Genomic DNA, 26770 nt, shown 5'->3' with positions numbered 1-26770 from the left:
AACCATTACAGGAGCAACGGCAACCATTTTGCAGCCCTACGGAACCTTCGCCGGAGCTCCGGTGATACCTCTGTAGGAAATCCGAAGGTTTTTTAGTAAGTTTGTCCTCACATTTCTTAAACTAAACAATATAAACACATGAACAAATTCAGCAAGTATGTATTGATACTGGCATCATGCGCAGGCATGGTGGCATGTTCAAACAACAAAACGATGAAGGGCAACTATGGAATCGTACCCTTGCCGCAAGAAGTGACAATAGCAGACGGCACACCTTTCATGCTATCCCCCTCTACCCGGATTGTTTATCCGGAAGGAAATGACAACATGGCCCGGAACGCCAAATTCCTTGCCGCTTACATTAATGAAGTTACGGGTTATGAGCTGCGCACCACGACACAAGCAACGTCCAAAGGAATCAACTTATCTGTAGATAGCAATATCCAGAATCCGGAAGGATATAAATTAGTTGTGTCCGCAGATGGCATTGAGATTGCCGGAGCTACCGAAGCCGGAGTATTCTATGGCATTCAGTCATTACGCAAATCTATCCCGGCAACGGCAAAAGGGGCGAATATCGAACTCCCGGCCGTTACAATCAACGACTATCCCCGTTTCAAATATCGTGGAATGATGCTGGATATAAGTCGTCATTTCTTCCCTGCAGATTCGGTAAAGAAGTATCTGGACATATTGGCCCTGCATAATATAAATACATTCCATTGGCATCTGACAGATGATCAGGGATGGCGTATTGAAATAAAAAAGTACCCTAAACTGACGGAAATAGGCTCGAAACGTTCGGAAACTGTGATCGGGCACAATTCCGGCAAGTATGACGGTCAGGAATATGGCGGCTTTTATACACAGGATCAAATACGCGACGTTATAAAATATGCACAAGAACGTTACATTACGATCATTCCTGAGATCGATATGCCGGGACACCAGCAGGCGGCTTTGGCTTCTTACCCCGAATTAGGCTGCACAGGCGGCCCGTATGAAGTATGGAAACAATGGGGTGTATCCGAAGATGTAATCTGTGCCGGAAACGAACAGTCCATGCAATTCCTTGAAGACGTACTGGCAGAAATAATAGACCTCTTCCCTTCCGAATATATACATGTGGGAGGCGATGAATGCCCGAAAGTCCGTTGGGAGAAATGCCCGAAATGCCAGGCGCGCATCAAAGCCGAAGGAATCAAGGGAGATAAAAAACATACGGCGGAAGAATATCTTCAGAGCTACGTTATCTCACGGATGGAAAAGTTTGTAGAAAGCAAAGGACGCCACATCATCGGCTGGGACGAAATACTGGAAGGCGGCCTGGCTCCGAATGCCACCGTAATGAGTTGGAGAGGCATGGCCGGAGGAGTGGAAGCAGCCAAGCAGAAACACAACGTTGTGATGGCTCCGAACACATTCGTATATTTTGATTATTACCAGTCTACCGATACGGAGAATGATCCTGAAGCCATTGGCGGATATCTTCCTTTAGAGAAAGTATATTCGTTTGAGCCTGTTCCTGCCGAACTTACTCCCGACGAACAAAAATATATTATCGGAGCCCAGGCTAACTTGTGGACAGAATACATACCTACTTTCTCGCAGGTAGAATACATGGTACTGCCCCGTATGGATGCATTGGCAGAAGTACAATGGACTGACCCTTCCAAGAAAGATTACCAGAGCTTCCTGCCTCGTGTAGCAAGAATGACGGAATTGTATGACCGCCTGGGTTACAACTATGCCAAACATATATTTGATGTAAATGCCGTACTTACCCCCAATACAGAAAAGGGCAGTTTAGAAATCAGCCTGCTTAAACTGGGAGAAGGTACCATTTATTACACGTTAGACGGTAGTACTCCAACAAGCAGCAGCATGAAGTATGAAGCACCTATCCAGATAACTAAGGATGCCGACTTTAAAGCTATTGTTATTCGTCCGAACGGTACGGAAAGCCGCATTTTCAATGAACAAATCCACTTCAACAAAGCAACCATGAAGCCTATCACGCTGAAGGAAGAACCAAGCAAAGGCTATTCTTTTAATGGTGCTCCGGCACTTGCAGACGGTCTGACAGGCAATGAGAACTACAAGACCGGCCATTGGTTAGGTTTTCAGGGAAAGGATGTAGATGCCGTGATCGACCTGAAAGAACCGGCCGAAATAAACAAAGTCACCTTTAATACAAATGTAGTAAAAGGAGACTGGATTATGGGCGCTGCCGGAGTTACGGTAAAGGTTTCCAATGACGGAACAAACTTCCGTGAAGTGGCAAGTAAAAAGATTCCCGAACTGACAAAAGAAGATAAGGATGGTATCTATCCGCAGGAAATCACTTTCGAACCGGTAACAGCCCGTTATGTGGAAGTTATTATCAACAGCAGCAAATTGCCTGCATGGCACGGTGGAGCCGGCAGCGATGCCTTCTTATTCGTTGACGAAATAGGTATTGACTAAATTCAGAAACATCCCGATGACTTTATAAAATCATCGGGATGTTTTTTTCAAATGATCCTTATCATTATTTATCTTCAACTAATGCACAATTAGAATCACAACATTTGTTGCCCGATGTTTCAAACTCCAATGTAACATGCGAAATGCCATTGTCGGCCAGGCTATGCTTAATTTCATGCTTTATATTTTCCATACAATCCGAACCTTCAATACGTATATGTCCGGTCAGGGCTATTTCCGTAGTGCTTATCGGCCAGATATGCAGGTGGTGTACGTTCTTTACTCCGGATACATCATAAATTATCGCTTCTATTTTTTTAATATCCATTCCCGGAGGAACTCCATCCAAGGCAAGACGGATACTGTCGCGCAAAAGCCCCCACGTAGAATACACTATAATAACAGCAATCAGTAATCCTATAACCGGATCAATCACATACCAGCCGGTATAGCTGATAATAATACCGGAAGCCACAACGCCAACCGATACCAAAGCATCGGCAGCCATATGCAAATAAGCCCCCTTTACATTCAGGTCTTTATCCTTATCTTTCATAAAAAGCCAGGCCGTCAAAGCATTAATAACAACACCAATACCGGCAACCCAGGCTATAGCCTCACCCTCCACTGGGCGGGGATGCATAAGTTTTCCTATACTCTCGGTAACAATGATACCGACAGCAACTAACAAAATAACCGCATTAAGTAACGAAACCAATACCGTACTCTTTTTATATCCATACGTATAACTGGAAGTTGGATGCACTCTGGCTAACCGGAATGCCAACATAGCAAGGATCAAGCTCGCAACATCTCCCAGGTTATGCCCTGCATCGGACAACAAACCTAATGAATTATACCAGAAACCTGCAAAGAACTCAGCAAATACAAATATGAGATTCAAGCTTATACCTATAACAAAAGCTTTGTTGAGTGAAGTTATCTCATGATTGTGGTCATGATTATGTTCGTGATGATGCCCCATAGCCATATATTTATTTAATTTTATAAATCCCCTTTATTATTAACAACAACCGTATGCAAAGCTATGTTTTTTTCTAACAAAAAAGAAGCCTTCCTTCACAGGGAGACTTCTTTTTTATGAAGAGGATAACCAATAAAAAACTCCTCTGTTCATACGGTGTTTAATCATCTTATATGCTTACTTTAAATATTAGCAACAGGTTCTGGTATAGCGATTATACTAATAGCCATCTTTTCATCTGACACTGCAAAGATAAGCTCGCCTAGAAAGAGATACAATACCTAGAACTGAGTAAATAAACTCCGCCGTTACCTATTAATAGTGATTTTAACGCATAAATCCCGGCAAACGGGTTCATAGGAGAATGATCAACAGTGCACCCGTGTCCGGCAAATAACAACCGATGCCAACAGGAAGCGGTTCCTCTTTCAATATTTTATATATCTAACTTTCCCCGATGATGGCGAAATGGGAATAATATTTTGTATCTTTGACTATTCAACCCCCAAAAGAGACAGAAAAATAATGTACAAAAAAGGAAAATACAGAGAAACTGATAAGATGAGCGATTTGATTTGCGAGAACTATCCCATGGTTCTCGTTATGAGTCGTTTTGGCATTGCCCTCGGTTTCGGAGAAAAAAATATCGGAGATGTTTGCCGGCAGAATAAGGTGGATACTTGTACTTTCTTAACCGTAGTAAATTTCCTCGTAGAAGACAGAAAAGGACTAATCACAGATATCGACAAATGTCTCTCTATAGAATCACTGATTGTCTATTTACACAACGCACATGATTATTTTCTCAATTTCCGCCTTCCGCACATCCGTCGTAAATTAGTTGACGCTATACAAGATTGCCCGGAAGATGTAGCATTTGTTATCCGTCAATTCTTCGACGGATATACAGAAGAGGTAAATAAACACATGTCATACGAAGAAAAAAACGTATTCCCCTATGTCCGTAATTTGCTGAAAGGAGAAAAAGACCCTAAGTATAACATTTCTATCTTTAAAAAACGGCATGACCAGATAGAAATGAAAATAACAGAATTGAAAAATATCCTGATCAAATATTATCCGGGAAAAGACAGTTACCTGCTGAATAGTGTATTATTCGATATATTTTCTACCGAACAAGATTTAGCAGCCCATAATCACGTAGAAGATTATTTATTCGTGCCAGCTATCCTGGCATTAGAAAAACAATTAAATTCATAACAATGAACTTTAATTTTAAAATTGCTATTGCAGAACCTTCTACAATTATCCGTTGTGGATTAGAAACTGTATTGCGGCAACTGCAAGGTTTTCATATTCAAATAATAGAGATATGTAACATGGAAAGCCTGCAGGAATCTTTAAGGATGCATAAACCGGAGTTATTGATTATAAATCCGGTGTTCCCCGGTTATTCGGGACTCCAGTCTATCAAAGACGGATGTGCCTGCCCCGGAATAAAATGTATCGCCTTAATATGCAGTGCAACCGATCCACAAATGATACGTCCCTACGACGACCAATTTGGCCTTTATGACAGTATAGACGAAATAAAGCACAAACTGGAACGCCTGTTGGCCGAAGAAATCCCGGACAATGCCGAGAATGAGGAACAACAGACATTAAGTACCCGCGAGAAAGAAATTGTTACTTGTGTGGTAAAAGGGATGACAAACCGGGAAATTGCAGACCGGCTATTCTTATCCACACATACAGTCATAACCCATCGCCGCAATATAGCACGCAAACTACAAATACATAGTGCCAGCGGTTTAACAATCTATGCTATCGTTAACAAGCTGGTTGAACTGAAAGATATACAGTAATAATATAGTATCAACAAAAAACGCCGTTGGCAGATTACTAACGGCGTTTTTTATTTACATTTTAGATTTCCATTCGTCTATTAATTCCGAAATCGTTTCCCGTACAGACATGATACGTCTTGCCCGCCAGGCATTACTGCCTGCAAATGCATAACCATTCTCGAAGTTTCCTTTGAATGCATTATACAAAGCCGTCACAATACAATAAGGACTACGCGATATATCACAAGTCTTGATACAATTAAACGGACATACTTTCGGCTGTTTTATTCCCTGCTTCACCTTCTCCAGGAAATTGCAGTGAATTGCCCGCCCCGGCATACCAACAGGGCTTTTAATGATCTCGATATCCTTCTCTTCAGCATGAATATAGCTTTCTTTGAAGGCCTCGGATGCATCACACTCCTTGGTGGTAACAAAACGTGTTCCTAACTGTACGCCTGACGCTCCAAGGTCTATCATGCGCTTAATGTCTTCACCCGTGTAAATGCCTCCCGCTGCAATTACAGGGATCTTCTTGTCATACTTCTGTTCGAAGTGTGAAACCTCAGCTACTACCTGCGGCAACAACTCTTCCAACGAAAAATGTTCGTCTTCCAACTGATTCTCCTTATATCCCAAATGTCCACCGGCTTTTGGGCCTTCCAAGACAACTGCATCAGGCAGGTAATCGTAATTGTTTTTCCATTTTTCGCAGATAATACGTACGGCACGTGCACTCGATACGATAGGTACCAGTTTCGTTACACTGTCTTTCTTCAAAAACGATGGCAAGTCCAAAGGTAATCCGGCACCACTGAATATGATGTCTACCTTCTCTGCAATACTCGTCTTTACCAGTTCTGCAAAATCGGAAAGAGCAACCATGACATTCACGCCGATAATTCCTTTAGCCCTCTCGCGGGCTTTACGGATTTCTTCGGCCAGGCCAAGATTACCGGCTTCTGTGTAATTTGGAGATAATTTTTTATATAAAAGACCGAGACCGGCGGCGGAAATTACACCGATCCCACCTTCATTTGCAACGGCTGAGGCTAAGCCGGAAAGAGAGATACCTACGCCCATTCCTCCTTGGATAATAGGAATGCGAGCCTTTAGGTCTCCGATTGTCAATGCTTTCATTAAATAGTTGTTTGTTTATAACGGTCGCAAAGGTAGAATAATATCCCAATATATGTGCAAAACAAACCAATATAAATGCACAAACCCGGCAAAGGTGTGCATTTTTTTTTCTTTTATTTCAACGGAATATATCCAACCTTCTTAACAAGCTCTTGTCCTTCAGCAGAAAGCACATAGTCAATAAAGGGTTTCACGTTAGCTTCATTCTTTACTTCATAGTAGTAAAAGAGCGGACGCACAACAGGATAAGTTTTATTCTTTGCATTCGCCATAGACGGCTCTGTAAATGTTTTCCCCGAATCATACGACACGTGAATAGGTTTAACATCCTTATTCAGATAGGCAAGCCCAACATAGCCAATGGCGCCTTTCGTTTGGCTCACACTCTGTATGATTGCACCGGTGGCAGGCATACTTAATATCCCATTCATGTAGTTCTTATTCTTCAGCACGCTTTCCTTAAAAAACTCGTATGTTCCTGAAGAAGTTTCACGCGAATAAGCCACTATTTTCATATCCGCCCCACCTACTTCTTTCCAGTTTTTAATCTTTCCGGTGAAGATACCTTCCAGTTGTTCACGTGTCAGATTAGAGACTTTATTAGAAGGATGTACCACAACAGCCAATGCGTCGTAAGCAATAACCACCTCTTTTGGTGTTTTACCGGACTTCTGCATTCTGACCTTTTCGTCGAACTTTATCTTACGGGACGCCATTGCAATATCTGTAGTTCCTTCCTGCAAAGCAGATATTCCCACGCCGGAGCCTCCCCCGGTTACCGTAATACTGGCTCCTTTATTCTTTTTCATAAAGTTTTCGGCTTCGGACTGTGTAACAGGCAGGCAAGTATCGCTACCTTTAATTTTCTGTGCAAATACATTTGTTACAAACATACAAGCTGCCATTGCAGCCAGAACAATCGTCTTTTTCATTTTCTGTGTCTAATTATTTTATGAGTACAAAATAATATCAACCATATTTCAGTAAAATGAAACAGATATTACAATTCTGTGAAGAATACGAATAATTAAGTAGTTAACTACTATAAGTTGAGCAAGCCCAACTTATAGTTTATGTATCACCTTCATCAATTGTTCGCCCAAACCGATCGTGTAACCCTGAGACACGAAAACCACACGGTTGAAAGTATCGGCTATGATAAAGATCGGCAGCGTATTGGATTGCGGCAATTTCATTGCACTTACAATTTCTTTCTGGATTGCATTGTCAATATCGATACCGTAGGTAATTGTATTGGGTAATTCGCCGAATTCCTTCGGATCAAAATTCTTATAACCTTTTTCATCAGGGAAAAGCAGAACCATACCGCGCCCCCACTCTTCCAATTCTTTCTTAACGGCAGCTATGTCACGCATTGCATGATTAGTAGGTTCCTGGCGAGCGCCTAAAATAGCCACAACATAATAACCACGGCCGGTAGTTGCCAAAATGTTTGTTTCTTCTCCATTATCAGCGCGTCGGAACTTATCTTCCGAATTAAAGTTTCCTATTACCTGGATTTCATCTTTATTTTCCCGCATTTCCAGTTTAATTGGTGTTGTTTCCCCCTCTTCTACTTTAAAGAAAGTCATCTCAGACAACACACTACCGTTTGCCATACGCGTTCCGGTAACCAGCACATAATCTCCTGTGTCCAGTGTCAACGGATTTTTCAGCAAAGCGCTCCAGGTATCTCCCGTGCCCATATCAGCACCATTTCCCGATTCAAAATTTAATGTCTGCAATTTACCATCAGGCAACACTTTTGCAATTGTGAAATGGCTGAAGTATTTCGGGTCTTGTAATGCCTTAATCGGAGCATAGGAAGTCACAACCTTACCTTGTCTGGCAGTAACCGGGGCAACAGCTTCAAAGTCTACATCTATCCATTGCCCATCTTTATTATATTGTACTTTACGGGCTACCGGTTCAATACGTGCCGGAATACCTAAACTACGCGACAAAGCGACAAAGAATATATCCCTTGAATTTATATCCGATACACGTGCCTTCCAGACTCCTATCGGCATGATAGAAATACGCTGCGCATTCAAATCATTATTTATCGTAATGCTATCTTTCACCCACCGGACCAACACCTGCGGATCATCCTTCGCCTGTTTTGCAAAGGCGGGATCTACATTTGCAGCAAAGAAACTCTTATACGGCGCAAGGAACTCTAGTGCTACACGCGGATTCATAACATATTCCGTAAACAGTTCGCTATCAGATTGCGGCGTATTGTTCAAATGGTCTGCCAATACGGAAGCAGGAGTATCACGGACATCTTTAGCCGAAATTACACCTAGCAAGGCAATAGCCTGAGCACGTTTATCGGACGGAGTTTCGCGAAGGAACTTCTCTATTTCGTTATAATTGCCACGGCTTGCCAACATATATTTGGCGGTCAGGTCTTCATCCGTGCCCAATTCTTTGGCAAGCGCCACAGCCTTGTCTACAGTATAGAATGTTTCTACATATTTATTACGGATGGCATCCTCTTCAAGCAAACGTTTTGCATTTGCTTCCTTTTGTTCGTCGGTTACACTGACAGGTATAGTACCGTCTACCGGCGGAACAATATCCAACACAGACGTATCGATTACATCACCCGGTACTTTATTTAATTGAATAGTTATACTGCCGTCTTTGCCAAAAGAGACTTTACTATATCCAAACTTACCGTCCTTGCTTGCCCAAACAAGCATGTCTCCCTTACCGGCTGAAAGCGAACATTTGCCATCGGCATCCGTCTTCTTACGTGCAACGGAGTAAAACTCGGCATAATTATATATCTTAAATTCCACCTCTGCACCCTGTACCGGTTTACCTTCCGTATCGGTTACGATAATCTCTGCCCTGGCAGACGGAGCATAGTTGTCTATTACATTGATTTCGGTATATCCGTCCGTACGTTCCATTACATCTTCCGGGCCATTATATTTGCCAAATACTTTCGTATGCATCAACATGCCACGGTAAGCAGGCCCGTTAAACCAGCCCATATTAAGGACAGGTTCCGGCTCGCATGCTCCCAGAAAATACCATTTGCCGTTTACCCATGCTTCTACCCACGCATGATTATCATCGGTATGCGCCCATCTGGGTGTATATACCTGACGTGCCGGGATGCCTACCGAGCGAAGAGCAGCCACGGTAAAAGTAGATTCTTCGCCACAACGCCCGTACGCTGTCCGTACCGAGGCCAACGGCGAACTTGTACGACCATCCGAAGGCGTATAGATAACCTTCTCATGACACCAATGATTTACTTCCAGCACGGCATCATAAAGAGAAAGTCCTTTTACGCGGTCTTTCAATTCTTCAAAAAAGACCGTGCGGCTATTATCCAGATTTTCATTGTTTATACGCACCGGCAAGACGAAATGACGGAATACCTGTTCCGGGATACTGTCTCCCCAAGGCATTTCCTTTTGTGCCTTGAAAGATGAGCGAATATTATCCAGATAGAAATCTCCGCTGTAATCAGTAATATCTCCGATCGGCATATAAGCATACATAAACGTAAGTGCTTCTTTTTCTTTCGGAGTCATTTGCTCATTGAATACTTCGAACAGATTGCCGTCCGGTAATGCAGCCTGCTTAGCCTGGAAATCTTTTTCCACTTCGGCCCTGTAAGCATTGTCTGTAATAAAGTGCTCTCGGCGGTTACAACTGGTTATCAGTAACAGAGCACATAGTAGTGTAAATAAATGTTTTTTGTTCATATAGCGATCGTATGTGCGTCAAAAATAGTGATTTTCTTCAAAACAGGAAAAACCCTACAGATAAAAAGGTTGTTAATATAATAGGAAAGATAAAGTTTATTAAATCCGTTATGCCGTTTTTTTAAGTATTTGATGCTATACTTTTACTAAATAGTTCCATATTTACAAATAAAAGTTAGATATACAGCAGATAATATAATAACAAAGAAGATTTGTCGGGTATAATTACTATTTTTGTTCTTCATTTTCCATTGAATACAAAGAGCTTATGCATCTGATAACAAGTAATAATATAATAAATCATTTAACCTATGTTTCATAACGGCGAAGAGGTATTGTTGACAGCCTCTATTATTTTGTTTTTAAGTATTTTTGCCGGTAAAGCCGGTTATCGTTTCGGACTTCCTGCGTTACTCTTGTTCCTGGGAGTAGGCATGCTGTTCGGAAGCGACGGCCTGGGTATACAGTTCAGCGACTCACATTTTGCACAATTCATCGGTATGCTGGCATTAAGTATTATCTTGTTTTCCGGCGGTATGGACACAAAGTTCTCCGAAGTCAAGCCAATTGCCTCACAAGGAATAGTGCTGGCTACTATAGGAGTTTTTGCAACCACCTTTATTACCGGCGGATTCATATATTGGTTATCAGGCTTTGCGTCCCAATACGTGTCGCTCACTTTCCCCGAATCGCTGCTGATGGCTGCCGTTATGTCATCTACCGACTCGGCTTCCGTCTTCTCCATATTACGAAGCAAAGGCGTACATCTGAAGCAAAAACTGCGCCCCACGCTGGAACTCGAAAGCGGAAGCAACGACCCCATGGCATACATGTTGACTCTTATATTGATAGCCTATATACAACAGGGGGACATGGATTTGATGGAAGCCGGTTTCTCGTTGGTCACCCAGTTGATTGTGGGCGGTATAGCCGGTTACCTGTTCGGGCGATTAGCCGTATATATTATTAACCGTATAAACATAGAAAACGAATCTTTGTATCCTATTATGATACTGGCAACAGCATTCCTGACTTTCTCTGCCACCACGCTTTGCAAAGGAAACGGCTATCTGGCAGTATACATTGCCGGATTAATCGTGGGCAATTCAAAGATAGTGCACAAGAAGAGTATCGGTACCTTCTTTGACGGTTTCGCCTGGTTATGGCAAATTGTAATGTTCTTAACGCTGGGATTGCTGGTAAACCCACACGAATTGCTACCGGTAGCAAGTATCGGGCTAACAGTTGGTATCTTTATGATTATTATAGCTCGCCCGGTCAGTGTGTTTCTATGCCTGCTTCCTTACAAGAACTTCGATCTGAGAGGAAAGCTATACATATCTTGGGTAGGATTACGCGGAGCAGTTCCTATCATCTTCGCCACTTACCCGTTGATTGCCGGGGTAGAACATGCCGGTTTGATATTCAATGTCGTGTTCTTTATCACCATCTTGTCTTTGCTAATCCAGGGAACTACCGTAACATTAGCTGCCAAATGGTTAAACCTGATAGCCGCTCCAATCAAAAAGGATGCATTTGGCATCGAACTTCCCGAGGATATAAAAAGTGCAATGAGCGAAATAGACATAACACCGGCCGTACTGCTGCATGGCAATAAGCTGATGGAGCTTACATTGCCCGACCATACTTTGGCAGTTATGGTAAAACGTGAAGGACGTTACTTTATTCCCAAAGGCAACACCGAGCTGAAAGAAAATGACAAATTACTGATGATTTCAGACAATGACGAAGCTTTACTGCAAGCATATAATGCTTTAGGTATTAAAGATTACACGATCAAGAAAAATTAATGAGCCTAAAAAACAGCGAAGAATATACAAAACAAAGTTCCCTTTCGTTATATTTTCAACAATTCGGTATAGATTTGTAGTTATATTACCAAACAGTAATAAATAAAATATGGCAGTAAAGAAAGATAAGGTACTTTGGGCAGACGATGAGATTGATTTGCTGAAACCGCATATCCTGTTCCTGCAGGACAAAGGATATGAAGTGATTCCCGTGATCAGTGGGCAAGATGCCATTGACTGTTGCAAGGAGCAATCCTTCGACATTATCTTTCTGGATGAAAATATGCCCGGCCTCACAGGTCTGGAAACACTTGCTTACATAAAAGAAATAGACCCGAACGTTCCGGTAGTCATGGTAACAAAAAGCGAAGAAGAAAGCATCATGAACCAGGCTATCGGAAATAAAATCGCCGATTACCTGATAAAGCCGGTCAATCCCAACCAGCTTCTTCTGTCTATTAAAAAGAATGTCCATAAAAATGTAATCATTTCAGAGACAACAACTGTAGGTTACCAGCAAGAATTCAGTCGCATAGGTATGCAAATAAATGATTCGCTCACTGCCGGCGAGTGGATGGAAGTATATAAAAAACTGGTATACTGGGAACTGGAACTGGAAAACAACCAGGTGCAAATGCAAGACATGCTCCGGATGCAGAAAGAAGAAGCCAACAATGCCTTCGGTAAGTTCATAAAACATAATTATACCGAATGGATACAAAATCCAGAGTCGCGGCCGCTAATGAGTCCCGACCTGTTTAAAAAGAAGGTATTTCCTATGTTGGATAACGAAGAGAAGGTGTTCTTTATCCTCATAGACAATTTCCGGTTGGATCAATGGCGTGTTGTAAAAGACTTGCTGACCGATTACTATACGATGGAAGAAAACCTTTATTACAGCATTCTTCCGACTGCAACCCAATATGCGCGAAATTCAATCTTTTCAGGCCTAATGCCGCTTCAAATAGAAAAAATGTTCCCCGATTTATGGGTAGATGAAGACAGCGAAGAAGGCAAGAATCTGAACGAAGCCCCTCTTATCAAGACTCAGATAGAACGCTTCCGCAAAAAATATACATTCTCATATAACAAAGTACACGATTCCCAATATGGCGAAAAGCTACTGGGAAACGTAAGTTCACTTACCCATAATCAACTGAATGTCGTGGTATTAAACTTTGTAGACATGCTATCACATGCTCGTACTGAAAACAAAATGATACGTGAACTGGCAGAAAGCGAAGCGGCCTACCGGAGCCTTACCAAATCATGGTTCCAGCATTCTTCCACTTTAGAATTATTTAAGCGGATCGCTACGAAAGGCTACAAAGTTATTGTAACAACCGACCACGGGACAATCCGGGTAGATAACCCGGTCAAAGTAGTAGGTGATAAAAATACCAACACCAACCTCCGCTATAAAGTAGGAAAGAATCTGAACTATAACCCGAAAGAAGTTTTTGAGATGCGCGATCCCGAAAAGTTCGGGCTACCCTCTCCTAATTTAAGCAGTAAATATATCTTTGCTACAGGGCAAAGTTTCTTTGCTTACCCTAATAATTACAACTACTATGTTTCTTATTATAAGAACACCTTCCAACACGGAGGGATTTCAATGGAAGAAATGATGGTACCGTTTATTATTATGGAACCGAAATAATTTTCGGGAACGGACAATTAATTACCTTTGCAGCCAGAATACATAACAAACATAATAAGATCATTTATATGAATACAATAAAGATCGATAACCTGGATACGATCCGCCAGGCTGCCAAAGAGTTTATTGCAGCTATGGACGACCGTACAGTTTTTGCCTTCTACGGAAAAATGGGAGCCGGTAAAACCACATTCATAAAAGCTATCTGCGAAGAACTGGGAGTGGAAGATGTAATCAACAGCCCCACATTTGCAATTATCAACGAATACCGTAGCGATGAAACAGGAGAACTGATTTATCATTTCGATTATTATCGTATCAACAAACTAAGCGAAGCCGAAGACATAGGAACGGAAGATTATTTCTATAGCGGAGCCCTCTGTTTTATAGAATGGCCTGAAAAGATAGAAGAATTATTGCCGGAAGATGTCGTTTCGGTGACAATCAGTGAGAATGCAGATGGTTCGCGCTCTGTAGAATGGAAATAATATGGAACCTTCCGAATACTTTATTCTTGCCTTATTCATTGCATTAGGCATATTCTCGATTATAGCCGCCGCTTTCAACTTCGATTGGTATTTCCAAACTAGTGGTGCAATGACATTTGTGAGGAAATTCGGACGTAAAGGAGCACGGATTTTCTACACAATTCTGGGACTGGCATTGATTGCCTGCGGAGTTACCGGATTACTTTATTGGTAAATACAAAAAAACTTATGAAATTAATAAACTGTTGTTCTTATTTTTCACGTATCTGTTGATTATCTTTATTACAGGCTGTAATAAAGATAATTCAGTAATAGAAGGTAATACTATCCCCGCAACAATCAAGAGGGACTGCTTCGCTATTCATGAAGCAGTCCCTTTCTTGTTTTCCTGATATAAGTCTTTCGACCTTTATTCCATTAATAAAAAATCCAGCTGTTTCCGTTCCAGGTTTGCTTGTGCCACCTTGATTGTGATCGAATCGCCTAATTGATATTTACGCTTCTTACGTCTACCGATCAGACAATAGTTCTTTTCATCAAACTCGTAGTAATCGTCGTCCAAATCGCGAATAGGAACAAGACCTTCACATTTATTTTCATTCAGCTCAACATATAATCCCCATTCGGTCACTCCGGAAATAACACCGTCGAATACCATGCCCAACTTATCACTCATAAACTCTACCTGTTTATATTTAATAGAAGCACGTTCCGCATTAGCAGCCACTTGTTCCATTTCAGAACAATGGTCGCAAAGTTCTTCATATTTGCTCTTTATTACGCTACGCCCGCCTGCCAGATAACGTTCCAGCAAACGATGTACCATCATATCCGGGTACCGGCGGATAGGAGATGTAAAATGAGTATAATAATCGAACGCCAGACCATAATGGCCAACATTATCCGTTGAGTATTTTGCTTTCTGCATTGCGCGGATGGCAACAGTCTCAATCAGGTTTTCTTCCGGTTTACCTTGCACCGAATCCAACAAGCTATTAATTCCTTTTGATATTTCGCCCTTATTTCCCTCTGTCTTCAACTTATATCCGAAACGGCGGATAAAACTGGCAAAGTTTTCCATTTTATTCGGATCGGGCAATTCATGAATACGGTAAACAAACGTCTTCTTAGCTTTGCCTCTAGGAGGACGGCCTATAAATTCGGCAACCGTACGGTTTGCCAGCAACATGAACTCTTCTATCAGCTTATTCGCTTCTTTTGATTCTTTAAAGTAAACACGGATCGGTTTGCCATTTTCGTCTATCTCAAACTTAACTTCATAACGATCGAAGTTTATGGCACCATTCTTAAAACGTTTTTCCCTCAACTTCTTGGCTAGTTCATTCAAAGCCAGAATCGCTTCTTTGCAATCACCTTCACCGGTTTCAATTACCTCCTGAGCTTCCTCATAGGCAAAACGCCGGTCACTTTTAATAACCGTACGGCAAATACGTGAGTTTTTCACTTCTGCATTCTCATCCAATTCAAAGATTGCAGAGAAGCAAAGTTTTTCTTCATCCGGACGAAGCGAACATATCTGATTACATAACCTTTCAGGCAACATAGGTATGGTACGATCTACCAGATAAACAGAAGTAGCCCTGTTTACAGCCTCTTTATCAATCAAGCTATCTTGTTTGACATAATACGTTACGTCAGCAATATGAACACCCACTTCCCAATTGCCATTTTCAAGACGTTGAGCAGAAAGAGCATCGTCAAAGTCTTTCGCATCTTTCGGGTCTATCGTAAAAGTCAATATATTACGGTAGTCTTCACGTTGCGCGATCTCTTCTTCAGAAACTTTATCAGGAATTTTATCTGCTGCCTTTTCTACACTCACAGGATATTTATACGGCAAACCGAATTCGGCCAAAATAGCATGCATTTCAGCTGTATTTTGTCCGGCAGCGCCTAATACATCAATTACTTCGCCCAACGGATTCTTAGCATTTTCCGGCCATTCAATAATACGCACTACAGCCTTATCTCCATTTTTCCCTCCGTTTAGCTTTTCTTTCGGAATGAAAATATCATTAGCCAGCGTTTTGTTTTCTGTAATAAGAAAAGCGAAACTGCCGGAAACTTGAAGTTTTCCAACATAAGTACGTTCCTTTGTTTCCAGTATTTCCACAACTTCGCCTTCAGGTTCAGCACCTTTTCGTTTAGCAAAAAGTTGCACTTTTACCTTATCTCCATCCATAGCATGACCGGAATTTCGTTCGGCTACAAATACCGGGCTTCCTCCGTCTTCGGGGATAAAAGAGTTTTTACCATTACTACGGCGCATAAATAAACCAACAGCAACAGTTCCCAGTCCATTCAACCGATAACGTCCACGATCAATTTCAGTAATAATATCTTCGGCTGCCAGATCATAAAGGATGTCTGCAACCTGCAACTTCTGTACCTGGCTTTCCAGTCCTATAATCTTACTTATTTGCTTGTAATTGAATGGTTCTTTCGGAGAAGATTGAAAAACAGAGATTGTGGCTTGTATCATAGCCTCTTTTCTCATTCGTTTGCTTTTTCCCTTGTCTTTCTTTTCCTTCTTTTCTTTGTTACCCTTCTTTCCGGATTTGTTCTTTGTCATAAATCTTCTAGTTTAAAAAGAGATAAGCAGATATCTCTTTTACAAAGTAAACAAATATAATTGATATCCTGTTTACGTTTAAATTAATTTGATAAAAAGACTTGTATCATTCATTAAAATAATTGGCCTGTATACCTTTTGCTCCTGGCTTACAATAGAAAAGACTTCCGCTTAACGGATATTTCTTCAATTCCTCGTCAGATAAACCCGAACGAGCCGTAGTAATATACAGTTCATCCATGCTTCTGCCTCCAAATGCACAAGAAGTAACATTTGGAGCCGGGACTTCCACTTTCGCCAACAAATCGCCTGTATACGGATTATAGCAATATACACCAAATCCTCCCCATTGGGCAACCCATAAATTATCTTCGCTATCTATAGTCATTCCATCAGGCAAGCCTTGCTCCGAAGGAATACTGACAGCAACGCCGTCATAAAGTATATCGCCATTACTAACGTCATACCGGTAACGCACTATTTTACGAGTCGGTGTATCGTTATAATACATATATTTTTTGTTTGCCGACCACACGATTCCATTGGAAATAGAAACTTTTGTAATTTTAGTTATTACCATTCCATCCGGAAGTACACAATATAATTTACCTGCCTGAGGGGTAGCATTCAGGCTCATGGTTCCAACCCATAAACGCCCTGCCGGGTCGCATTTTCCATCATTACAACGGATAGTACCATTTTCATCAGGGATCGAGGCAATTGAAGTAACAGACTGGTTACACAAATTTACACGGGCTATCTCATCCTGAAAAGCAACGATGACAGTACTGTCAGTCTCAGGAACAACTGTTGATATCATACGATCAAACGTCCGCACATTACAATCTTTTTTCGAAGGAAAATATTCATAAAGTGTTTTTCCTTCAATATCTACCCAAAACAAAGAACGGCGGTCCGGATGCCAGATTGATCCTTCGCCTGTCACAGCTTCAACTTCAAACACCTTCTCGGCAGTGAGAACTTTTGGGGCCTTAACACAAGAATTTCCTAAAAGCATAGTTGATGATGCTAATAAATTAAATAATAAAAACTTCATGTAATTGCTAACTATTTTTGGTTTTCTCTATACAAGGTATATATCATGTTCATACAAACATACGGTTTTAATCAACAACTTTAAAACCTAAGCGTCATTATTTATTTACACAATCAATTTATTTATGTAAATTTGCCAATCTAATTGAATGATGGATGAGCGTAATAATTAAAGAAGTAACCGGAAAGAAAGAACTTAAGAAGTTCGTTAAATTTAATATCGAGTTATATAAAGGGAATCCCTATCATGTGCCTGGCTTGATAGACGAAGAGATGGTTACATTAGATAAAAAAAAGAACCCGGCCTTTGAAGTTTGCGATGCAATATACTTTCTAGCCTATAAAGACGGTAAAATTGTTGGCCGTATTGCCGGAATGATAAACCACCCGAGCAACGAAGTCTGGGGACAGAAACGTGCACGCTTCGGTTTTGTGGATTTTATAGACGACAATGAAGTAGTTGACGCTCTGTTCGGAGCTGTAGAAAAATGGGCACGCGAGCAAGGCATGGAAGAAATTCACGGGCCAATGGGCTTTACAGATATGGATCACGAAGGCATGTTAATAGAAGGCTTCGACCAAATCGGCACAATGGCTACCATATACAACTATCCTTATTATCCTAAGCAGATAGAACGTATCGGATTCAAGAAAGATCAGGATTGGCACGAATTTAAAATCTATATTCCAGACGGTGTACCCGATAAACATTTGCGCATCGGAGAAATTGTAAAGCAGAAATATGGATTAAAAGTAATGAAATTTAAGAATGCCAAAGAAATTATGCCTTATACCAAACAGGTATTCCATACATTAAATGCTGCTTTTGCACCTTTATATGGTTTTGCTCCGCTCACGGAAAAACAAATCGATTATTATATAAACATGTATATCCCGATGCTCCGTTTTGACCTGGTTACTCTTATCATAAAAGAAGATGACAATTCAGTGGTCGGTTTCGGGATATCGTTACCCAACCTGTCAAAAGCATTGCAAAAAGCAAAAGGGCACATGTTTCCATTCGGATGGATCCATTTGCTGAAAGGGCTAAAAAGCAGACCTAAAGTAATAGACTTATACCTAACCGGAGTTTTGCCTGAATATCAAAGCAAAGGCGTAAACGCATTACTTTTTAATGATTTGATTCCGGTATACAAAAGCATAGGAGCTGTTTATGCAGAAAGTAATCCCGAACTGGAAACTAACAGCGCCGTACAAGCCCAATGGGATTACTTCAAACGTGAACATCACAAATCAAGAAGAGCATTTATAAAAAAGTTATAATCAATATGGACGAACTGAATTCAACTATACAACAACCAACAGAGTATAACGACGATGACATCAAGACACTGGATTGGATGGAACATATCCGCCGGCGTCCCGGTATGTATATCGGTAAATTGGGAGATGGAAGTTATGCAGACGATGGAATCTATGTATTGTTGAAGGAAGTACTAGATAACTCCATCGACGAATATATGATGGGTTACGGTAAGACCATTGAAGTTACTGTAGAAGAAGGTTCTGTTACCGTACGCGACTATGGACGAGGTGTTCCTCTCGGCAAGGTTGTCGATGTATCCAGTAAGATGAATACAGGCGCCAAGTACGATAGCAAAGCATTTAAGAAATCAGTAGGATTGAACGGTGTAGGTATCAAGGCTGTAAATGCATTAAGCAGCTATTTTCTAATCACCAGTTATCGTGACGGCGAATGCAAACGAGTGGAATACAGCAAGGCCATCATTACAGAAGAATCAGGTATACAGCCAACAGAGGAAGCAAACGGAACCATGGTTTACTTTATTCCTGATCGCGAAATCTTCAAAGACTATCAATATAAGGATGAGTTCATTGAAAGCCTATTAAAAAATTATGTTTTCCTAAACTCTGGCCTTACCATTACTTATAACGGAAAGAAGTTCCATTCACGCAACGGCCTGGTTGATCTGTTAAATGAAAACATGACAACAGACCCTTTATATCCGATCATCCATTTGACAGGAGAAGATATCGAATTGGTTATTACACACAGCAACCAATACGGCGAAGAATATTATTCATTTGTAAACGGACAACATACCACACAGGGCGGAACACATCTTTCAGCTTTCCGTGAAGCTGTAGGACGCGTTATTAAAGAATATTACAACAAAAATTTTGAATATTCGGATATCCGGGCCGGAATTGTGGCGGCAATCAGTATTAAGGTAGAAGAACCTGTATTTGAAAGCCAGACCAAAACAAAACTGGGTTCTAAAGATATGGGACCGGAAGGTCCGACAGTAGCCAAATTTATCGGAGACTTTATCAAAAAAGAACTGGACAACTACCTCCATAAGAATGCCGATATCTCAGAAGCTCTTTTACATAAAATACTTGAAGCAGAAAAAGAACGCAAAGCAATAGCCGGTGTAACCAAACTGGCACGTGAACGCGCCAAAAAAGCAAATTTGCATAACCGTAAATTGCGTGACTGCCGTATCCATTTAAACGACACAAAAGGAGAACGGACAGAAGAGAGCAGTATCTTTATCACAGAGGGAGATTCGGCCAGCGGTTCCATCACCAAAAGCCGTGATCCAAATCTTCAGGCAGTATTCAGTCTGCGTGGTAAGCCATTAAACAGTTATGGACTTACCAAAAAGATCGTTTACGAAAATGAAGAATTCAACCTGCTGCAAGCAGCTCTGAATATTGAGGACGGTCTGGAAGGATTACGTTATAACAAGGTGATTATTGCAACGGATGCCGATGTAGACGGTATGCACATCCGTTTGCTTCTGATTACTTTCTTCCTGCAATTTTTCCCTGATCTGATCAAGCGTAACCATGTATATATATTGCAGACACCACTTTTCCGCGTACGTAACAAGCAAAAAACATGGTACTGTTATAGCGAGGAAGAACGTTTGGCAGCCATACAGGCAGCAGGCAAAAATCCGGAAATTACCCGGTTCAAAGGATTAGGAGAAATTTCGCCGGACGAATTCAAACACTTTATAGGTAAAGATATTCGTCTCGATCCGGTAACCATGAAGAAAGAAGACTCCGTAAAAGAAATGCTTGAATTCTACATGGGCAAAAATACAATGGAACGACAAAATTTCATTATAGATAACCTTGTAATAGAAGAAGATGTTGTCAGTTGAAAATAAAAGAATAGCACTGTTTCCGGGGACGTTCGATCCTTTTACCATCGGACATCGGTCATTAGTAACCCGGGGACTGACGTTAGTGGACGAAATCATCATATCCATCGGTATAAATGATAAGAAACTAACCTATTTTTCACTTGAGAAAAGAATAGAGGCAATCCAAAACCTATACAAAAACGAACCAAGGGTAAAAGTTATGTCCTACAACTCACTGACAGTCGATTTTGCGCTTGAGGTAGGAGCCCATTTTATTCTGCGCGGTATCCGTACGGTAAACGACTTTGAATATGAAAAGACAATTGCCGACGTAAACCGTAAACTTACAGGAATCGAAACTTTTATCCTTTTTACCGAACCGGAACATACACATATCAGTTCTAGTATTGTACGTGAACTTTTACGATACGGAAAAGACATTTCCCTGTTTGTCCCTAAAGAAACAGAATTGTATTAATGAATCAGGAAATTAATAAACGAATGAAACAACTTATAGTATTGCTCTTGGCAGTCGTAACGTTTACTTCTGTCAAAGCCCAGCCGGTAAATCAAGATGCCCGCAAGTTATCCATGGCACTATATGCCATTTCCAATTTATATGTAGACCCCGTAAATGACAGTAAGCTGGTTGAAGATGCTATCAAAGGCATATTAGATAAACTAGACCCTCACTCAAACTACATGGATCCGGAGGAAACGAAAGAAATGAACGAACCTTTACAAGGGAACTTTGACGGTATCGGCATTCAGTTCAATATGCTGACAGATACATTATACGTCATCCAGGTAATTCCCGGCGGACCATCCGAAAAAGTAGGATTAATGGCCGGCGACCGTATCATTATGGTTGACGACACACTGATTGCCGGTGTAAACATGAAAACAACAGACATTATGAAACGTTTGCGCGGTCCCAAAGGAACGGAAGTAAATGTGAAAGTGCAGCGCAACAATAAACCGGAATTAATAGAATTTAAAATTACCAGAGGCAAAATTCCGGTATACAGTTTAGACGCGGCTTATATGGCAGACAAAAATACAGGTTATATCAAATTAAACCGCTTTGCCGCTTCTTCGGCTAATGAGTTTCGTGAAGCTTTGGAAAAGTTGAAGAAACAAGGCATGAAAAATATGATTCTGGACTTGCAAGGCAATGGCGGAGGCTATCTGAATATTGCAATCGATTTAGCTGATGAATTTTTGGGTAAAGATAAACTTATCGTCTATACCGAAGGCAGCAAACAATCACGTGAAGAAGCAAAATCCACCAACCGGGGAGGTTTCGAAGACGGACGTCTTGTTGTATTGGTAGACGAAGCGTCTGCTTCCGCCAGTGAAATTCTGTCAGGTGCTGTTCAGGATTGGGATCGCGGAGTAATTGTAGGCCGTCGTACTTTTGGTAAAGGATTAGTGCAAAAACCAATCCCCCTGCCCGATGGATCCATGATCCGCTTAACCGTTGCCCGCTATTACACACCAACCGGACGCTGTATTCAAAAACCTTACGAGAACGGAAAGATCGAAGAATACCAGCACGACCTGATAGACCGTTATAATCGTGGAGAGCTAATGAGTGCAGACAGTATTCACTTTCCCGATTCAATGAAGTATAACACATTAGTTAATAAACGCACGGTTTATGGCGGAGGCGGAATCATGCCCGATGTTTTCATTCCGGTAGATACGTCCCGTTACACAGACTATCACCGCAAACTGGTAGCATCCGGGTTAGTAAATCGGGTTGCGATGAATTTCCTGGATCATAATCGTGCAAAAATGACAAAGAAATATCATAAATTCCCACAATATAAGCAGGATTTCATCATCACGGATGATATCATGCAGGATCTCCTGAATATGGCAAAAGAAGAGAAGATCGAGTTCAACGAAGAGCAATATAACCGCTCCAAGCCGCTTATCATGCTTCAGATAAAAGCCCTTATTGCACGTGATCTATATGATATGGCTCAGTATTTCCAGATCATAAACGACGACAACGCAAGTTATCAGGAAGCCCTCCGCATCATTAACGATCCGGCTGCATATTCTACTATCCTGACAAAATAATTGCTATGTATTGGACGCTTTTTCTGACATTCGTTAAGATCGGGACATTTACTATCGGAGGCGGCTATGCTATGCTTCCGCTGATTCAGCGTGAAGTGGTAGACAAAGGATGGCTTTCGAAAGAAGATTTTATCGACCTATTCTCGGTAGCACAGTCTTTACCGGGCATATTTGCCGTAAATATCTCCATCTTCGTGGGATACAAACTAAAGAAGACTTTGGGAAGTATTGTATGTGCGCTGGGCACCATCCTCCCTTCCTTTTTTATCATCCTGGCAATTGCCCTGTTCTTTACCGGGGTTAAGGATAACGTATGGATAGAAAAAGCATTTAAGGGTTTACGTCCGGCTGTGGTAGCACTGATTGCGGTTCCATGCCTTACCACTGCCCGTTCCATCAAGCTAAGTTATGCACAGATGGTCATTCCAATCGGGGCGGCACTGTTAATATGGTTGGGTAATATGTCTCCTGTATGGATTATTCTGGCGGCTATCATTGGCGGGTTATATTACGGATTAAAAATAAAAAAGTATTGAGTTATGATTTGGTTGCAATTGTTTTACGTATATCTGAAAATCGGAATCTTTGGATTTGGCGGCGGATACGCTATGCTTTCCTTAATCCAATCGGATGTTGTAGACCAATACAAATGGATCTCATTACAGGAATTTACCGACATTGTAGCCATATCCCAGATGACTCCGGGGCCTATCGGCATCAACAGTGCCACCTACATAGGTTATACGGCTATCCATAATGCCGGTTATTCGCAAGGTATGAGTATATTGGGCTCCAGCCTGGCAACTTTTGCCGTGTGTTTACCTTCCTTTATATTGGTACTGATTATCTCTTACTTCTTTTCCAAATTCAAAAACAATAAATATGTGGCCGCCGCTTTTACAGGACTACGTCCGGCCACAGTAGGATTAATAGCAGCCGCAGCCCTGATGTTAATGAATAAAGAGAACTTTATAGACTATAAAAGTTTCCTTATCTTCGGAGCAGCTTTTCTTCTTACCTGGAAGTTTAAAGTCAACCCGATACTGATGATTTTACTTGCCGGTGCTGCAGGAATCGTACTTTATTGGTAAGAGAATACAACCAAGCTCCGGTAAAACTACAATGAACAAAACGACCTATTGTCGATAGATTTAACACATTTGTCTATACAAACCGCCTCTCCTTCTACTATAATTGTAAGAGGAAAAGCAGTTTTTTATTTTTGCTTTCGTAATACAGACAGAAAACGAAGGCATTATGAAACAATATTCATTCTTATTAGCATGTTTGTTTTTCCTCAGTACAGGAATGAAGGCACAGGATCAACCAGACAAATGGACACTCCGCGACTGCCTGAACTATGCCTTGGAACATAATATCCAGGTGAAGAAAAGCAAAGTGACCCACCTATCCGGTATAGAAGACACAAAACAGGCAAAAGCACAACTGTTTCCTTCGCTTAACGCATCCGTTACCCAGGGATATGTTAACTACCCTTCTTCCGATGCCATAAGCAATAACAGCTATACGGGAAACTACAGCGTCAATGCAAATTGGACTTTATTTGATGGCGGACGCCGTACCAGCAGCATCAAGCAACAACAGATACAAAATAAAGTAAACGAACTGAGCATTGAACAAAACGAAGACGACATCCAGATTTCACTTATCCAGACCTACATGCAAGTATTGTATGCAATGGATGCTGTCCGGATTAATGAAAATACGGTGGAAGTTTCCAAAGCACAACGCGACCGCGCCGAAGAACTCTTCAAAGCCGGTTCCATATCCCAGGTAGATTTTGCCCAGCTCGAAAGCCAATACAGTACAGACAAATACCAACTAGTAGTAGCCCAAACCAATCTGGATAATTACAAATTGCAACTAAAGCAATTACTGGAACTGGATATCAATGCAGACATTCATTTGGCTGCCCCGGATATCACCGAGAAAGAGATCATGTTTCCCCTACCCGATAAGCAAACAATCTACAATACATCATTGGCTGTAATGCCGGAAGTAAAAAGCAGCCAACTCTCTATAGGCATTGCCGAACTGGAAAAGACAAAGGCACGTGCCGGTTATCTTCCCTCATTATCGATGAATGCAGGCATAGGAACCGGACATCTGTCAGGTACCGATTACACCTTTGGCAGTCAGATGTGGAATAAGTTTAACGAAAGCATAGGTCTTACATTAAGTATTCCTATATTCAGCAACCGGGAGCACAAGACAGCCTACAACAAAGCAAAACTAGCTATCACAACCAGCCAGCTCGAACTGCTTAATACACAAAAAGCATTGTTGAAAACGGTTGAAGGTATTTACCTGGATGCAACTTCCTCGCAAAACCAATATTTATCCGCGTCGGAACGTCTTAAATATGTTTCGGAAAGTTACAAGCTGACCGAAGAACAATTCTTTCTCGGAATGAAAAACACGGTGGAACTGCTGACAGAGAAAAACAATTACCTAACCGCACAACAGGAAGTATTGCAATCCAAATATATGGCGGTAATGAGTATACAACTGTTGAATCTCTATCAGAAGAAACCAATTGATGTGGGAATGAAATAAAACAGATCAGATATGAACAAAAAGAGACTAATTATCGGTATTATCGTCATGTTGCTCATCATTGGAGGAGTCTATCTCTTTATGGGCAAATCATCAAAAGGCGGTATAAAACTGGAGACGGCCAAAGTGGGGCGTGGCTCCATTACCAATACGGTTACAGCCACAGGCGCCGTAGAACCGGTTACCGAAGTAGAAGTAGGTACACAGGTTTCGGGTATCATTGATAAATTGTATGCAGACTACAATGATGTAGTAAAAGCCGGACAGCTAATTGCCGAAATGGATAAGGTAAACCTGAAAGCAGAGCTGGCATCAGCACAGGCCGGGCTGGCAAGCAGCAAAACGGAATTCGAATATCAACAAAAGAACTATGCCCGCAGCAAAGTACTCTACGAAAAGAAGCTGATCAGTGATTCCGACTACGAAACTGCAACTTACAACTACGAGAAGGCAAAAGCTGCATACGACCAAAGCCAGGCAGCAATGGTAAAGGTTAACCGCAATCTGGAATACGCAACCATCACCAGCCCGATAGACGGCGTGATTATAGACCGTGCTGTTGAAGAAGGGCAAACCGTTGCCGCGGGCTTTGAAACACCAACCTTGTTCACCATCGCCGCCGACCTTACCAAGATGCAGGTAATAGCCGATGTAGACGAAGCTGATATAGGCAACGTACAAGACGGGCAACGTGTTAGTTTTACCGTCGATGCTTACCCTAACGACGTATTTGAAGGCAAAGTGAAACAGATACGTCTGGGCGACAGCAGCAATAGCAACACAAGTTCGACATCTTCTTCTTCCACTGTTGTAACTTATGAAGTCGTTATCACAGCCGACAATCCGGACTTGAAGCTAAAACCCCGACTGACAGCCAATGTTACGATTTACACAATGGAACAAGAAAACGTGCTGACTATCCCTACTAAAGCCCTTCGCTTCGTTCCTGACGAAAATATACTTACACCAATGGGCATTACAGTCACAGATATAAACAAGGAAACTCCCGCAGGGAAGCGTTTGATATGGGTCAAAGAAGGGCAGAAGCTGCAGCCTCGCACTGTTACCGTAGGCTCCACAAGCGGCAATCATATCGAGATAACAGAAGGATTGAAAGAGGGAGAAGAAATAATAGTAGACCTCGCTTCTGCCACTGTAACCCCGTCTCCCGAAATGGCAGAAAAGAGCCCGTTCATGCCAGGCCCTCCGGGAAGCAATAAAAAGAAATAAAGC

At 41.5% G+C, this 26770-nt stretch carries 21 protein-coding genes; 15 read left to right on the top strand and 6 right to left on the bottom strand.

The window, feature by feature from the left end:
- The first annotated feature begins 138 nt into the window (after positions 1–138).
- On the top strand, positions 139–2466 hold the full coding sequence (locus ACYIB7_RS00915; protein WP_480337818.1) for a glycoside hydrolase family 20 protein: 2328 nt from the start codon (positions 139–141) through the stop codon (positions 2464–2466).
- A 64-nt stretch (positions 2467–2530) separates the two neighbouring features.
- On the opposite strand, the gene ACYIB7_RS00910 is transcribed toward ACYIB7_RS00915, so the two are convergent.
- Positions 2531–3451 carry a cation diffusion facilitator family transporter gene (locus ACYIB7_RS00910; RefSeq protein WP_103983362.1) on the bottom strand — a complete coding sequence of 307 codons (921 nt, stop codon included), beginning with the start codon at positions 3449–3451 and terminating at the stop codon, positions 2531–2533.
- Positions 3452–3976: 525 nt separating this feature from the next.
- On the opposite strand from ACYIB7_RS00910, the gene ACYIB7_RS00905 reads away from it, so the two are divergent.
- Positions 3977–4672, top strand: coding sequence for a hemerythrin domain-containing protein (locus ACYIB7_RS00905; RefSeq protein ID WP_103983290.1), 696 nt, complete (start codon positions 3977–3979; stop codon positions 4670–4672).
- A 2-nt stretch (positions 4673–4674) separates the two neighbouring features.
- Positions 4675–5277 carry a response regulator transcription factor gene (locus ACYIB7_RS00900; RefSeq protein ID WP_103983289.1) on the top strand — a complete coding sequence of 201 codons (603 nt, stop codon included), beginning with the start codon at positions 4675–4677 and terminating at the stop codon, positions 5275–5277.
- A gap of 54 nt (positions 5278–5331) precedes the next feature.
- On the opposite strand, the gene ACYIB7_RS00895 is transcribed toward ACYIB7_RS00900, so the two are convergent.
- From ACYIB7_RS00895 to ACYIB7_RS00885, 3 genes are all read right to left on the bottom strand, one after another.
- Entirely contained in the window at positions 5332–6399 is a 1068-nt protein-coding gene (locus tag ACYIB7_RS00895) for an NAD(P)H-dependent flavin oxidoreductase (RefSeq protein WP_103983288.1), read from the bottom strand.
- Between the two features lie 113 nt (positions 6400–6512).
- Entirely contained in the window at positions 6513–7331 is an 819-nt protein-coding gene (locus ACYIB7_RS00890; RefSeq protein ID WP_099463833.1) for a PstS family phosphate ABC transporter substrate-binding protein, read from the bottom strand.
- Between the two features lie 132 nt (positions 7332–7463).
- Positions 7464–10127, bottom strand: coding sequence for a transglutaminase-like domain-containing protein (locus ACYIB7_RS00885; RefSeq protein ID WP_480337816.1), 2664 nt, complete (start codon positions 10125–10127; stop codon positions 7464–7466).
- Between the two features lie 311 nt (positions 10128–10438).
- Between ACYIB7_RS00885 and ACYIB7_RS00880 the strand changes: the two genes are divergently transcribed.
- The 4 genes from ACYIB7_RS00880 (at position 10439) to ACYIB7_RS00865 (ending at position 14300) form a co-directional block, all read left to right on the top strand.
- Positions 10439–11938: a potassium/proton antiporter gene (locus ACYIB7_RS00880; RefSeq protein WP_480337814.1), complete on the top strand. Its 1500-nt coding sequence runs from the start codon at positions 10439–10441 to the stop codon at positions 11936–11938.
- A gap of 109 nt (positions 11939–12047) precedes the next feature.
- Complete coding sequence (gene porX, locus ACYIB7_RS00875; RefSeq protein WP_103983285.1) at positions 12048–13598, top strand: T9SS response regulator signal transducer PorX; 1551 nt, start codon at positions 12048–12050, stop codon at positions 13596–13598.
- A gap of 68 nt (positions 13599–13666) precedes the next feature.
- The gene (gene tsaE, locus ACYIB7_RS00870) at positions 13667–14086 is read left to right on the top strand and encodes a tRNA (adenosine(37)-N6)-threonylcarbamoyltransferase complex ATPase subunit type 1 TsaE (protein ID WP_103983284.1); all 420 of its coding nucleotides are present in this window, start codon (positions 13667–13669) and stop codon (positions 14084–14086) included.
- 1 nt (position 14087) lies between these two features.
- Entirely contained in the window at positions 14088–14300 is a 213-nt protein-coding gene (locus ACYIB7_RS00865; protein WP_103983283.1) for an immunity 17 family protein, read from the top strand.
- Between the two features lie 195 nt (positions 14301–14495).
- On the opposite strand, the gene rnr is transcribed toward ACYIB7_RS00865, so the two are convergent.
- Positions 14496–16679 (bottom strand): ribonuclease R, encoded by a 2184-nt coding sequence (gene rnr, locus ACYIB7_RS00860; RefSeq protein WP_103983282.1) that lies wholly within the window; start codon positions 16677–16679, stop codon positions 14496–14498.
- Between the two features lie 106 nt (positions 16680–16785).
- A complete protein-coding gene (locus tag ACYIB7_RS00855; protein WP_480338494.1) occupies positions 16786–17697 on the bottom strand; it encodes an SMP-30/gluconolactonase/LRE family protein in 912 nt (303 codons plus the stop codon).
- A gap of 194 nt (positions 17698–17891) precedes the next feature.
- On the opposite strand from ACYIB7_RS00855, the gene ACYIB7_RS00850 reads away from it, so the two are divergent.
- The 8 genes from ACYIB7_RS00850 to ACYIB7_RS00815 all read left to right on the top strand — a co-directional run bounded on the left by ACYIB7_RS00850 (position 17892) and on the right by ACYIB7_RS00815 (position 26767).
- The gene (locus ACYIB7_RS00850; protein WP_099463841.1) at positions 17892–19019 is read left to right on the top strand and encodes a hypothetical protein; all 1128 of its coding nucleotides are present in this window, start codon (positions 17892–17894) and stop codon (positions 19017–19019) included.
- A 5-nt stretch (positions 19020–19024) separates the two neighbouring features.
- Positions 19025–20890 carry a DNA topoisomerase IV subunit B gene (locus ACYIB7_RS00845; RefSeq protein WP_480337812.1) on the top strand — a complete coding sequence of 622 codons (1866 nt, stop codon included), beginning with the start codon at positions 19025–19027 and terminating at the stop codon, positions 20888–20890.
- Positions 20877–21350 carry a pantetheine-phosphate adenylyltransferase gene (gene coaD, locus ACYIB7_RS00840; protein ID WP_099463843.1) on the top strand — a complete coding sequence of 158 codons (474 nt, stop codon included), beginning with the start codon at positions 20877–20879 and terminating at the stop codon, positions 21348–21350. The genes ACYIB7_RS00845 and coaD overlap by 14 nt, the downstream gene beginning before the upstream one ends.
- A 23-nt stretch (positions 21351–21373) precedes the next feature.
- Positions 21374–22960 carry a S41 family peptidase gene (locus ACYIB7_RS00835; RefSeq protein WP_103983360.1) on the top strand — a complete coding sequence of 529 codons (1587 nt, stop codon included), beginning with the start codon at positions 21374–21376 and terminating at the stop codon, positions 22958–22960.
- 5 nt (positions 22961–22965) lie between these two features.
- The gene (locus ACYIB7_RS00830) at positions 22966–23496 is read left to right on the top strand and encodes a chromate transporter (RefSeq protein WP_103983281.1); all 531 of its coding nucleotides are present in this window, start codon (positions 22966–22968) and stop codon (positions 23494–23496) included.
- A 3-nt stretch (positions 23497–23499) separates the two neighbouring features.
- Positions 23500–24051, top strand: a complete 552-nt coding sequence (locus tag ACYIB7_RS00825; RefSeq protein WP_103983280.1) for a chromate transporter — start codon at positions 23500–23502, stop codon at positions 24049–24051.
- 166 nt (positions 24052–24217) lie between these two features.
- Complete coding sequence (locus tag ACYIB7_RS00820; protein ID WP_103983279.1) at positions 24218–25537, top strand: TolC family protein; 1320 nt, start codon at positions 24218–24220, stop codon at positions 25535–25537.
- Between the two features lie 12 nt (positions 25538–25549).
- Positions 25550–26767, top strand: a complete 1218-nt coding sequence (locus tag ACYIB7_RS00815) for an efflux RND transporter periplasmic adaptor subunit (protein WP_103983278.1) — start codon at positions 25550–25552, stop codon at positions 26765–26767.
- The last annotated feature ends 3 nt before the right edge of the window (positions 26768–26770 follow it).

This window comes from Parabacteroides sp. KHUB-03 (genome assembly GCF_056640975.1).
Note: the sequence above shows the minus strand (reverse complement) of the source record. Positions and strands in the feature narration are given on the sequence as shown.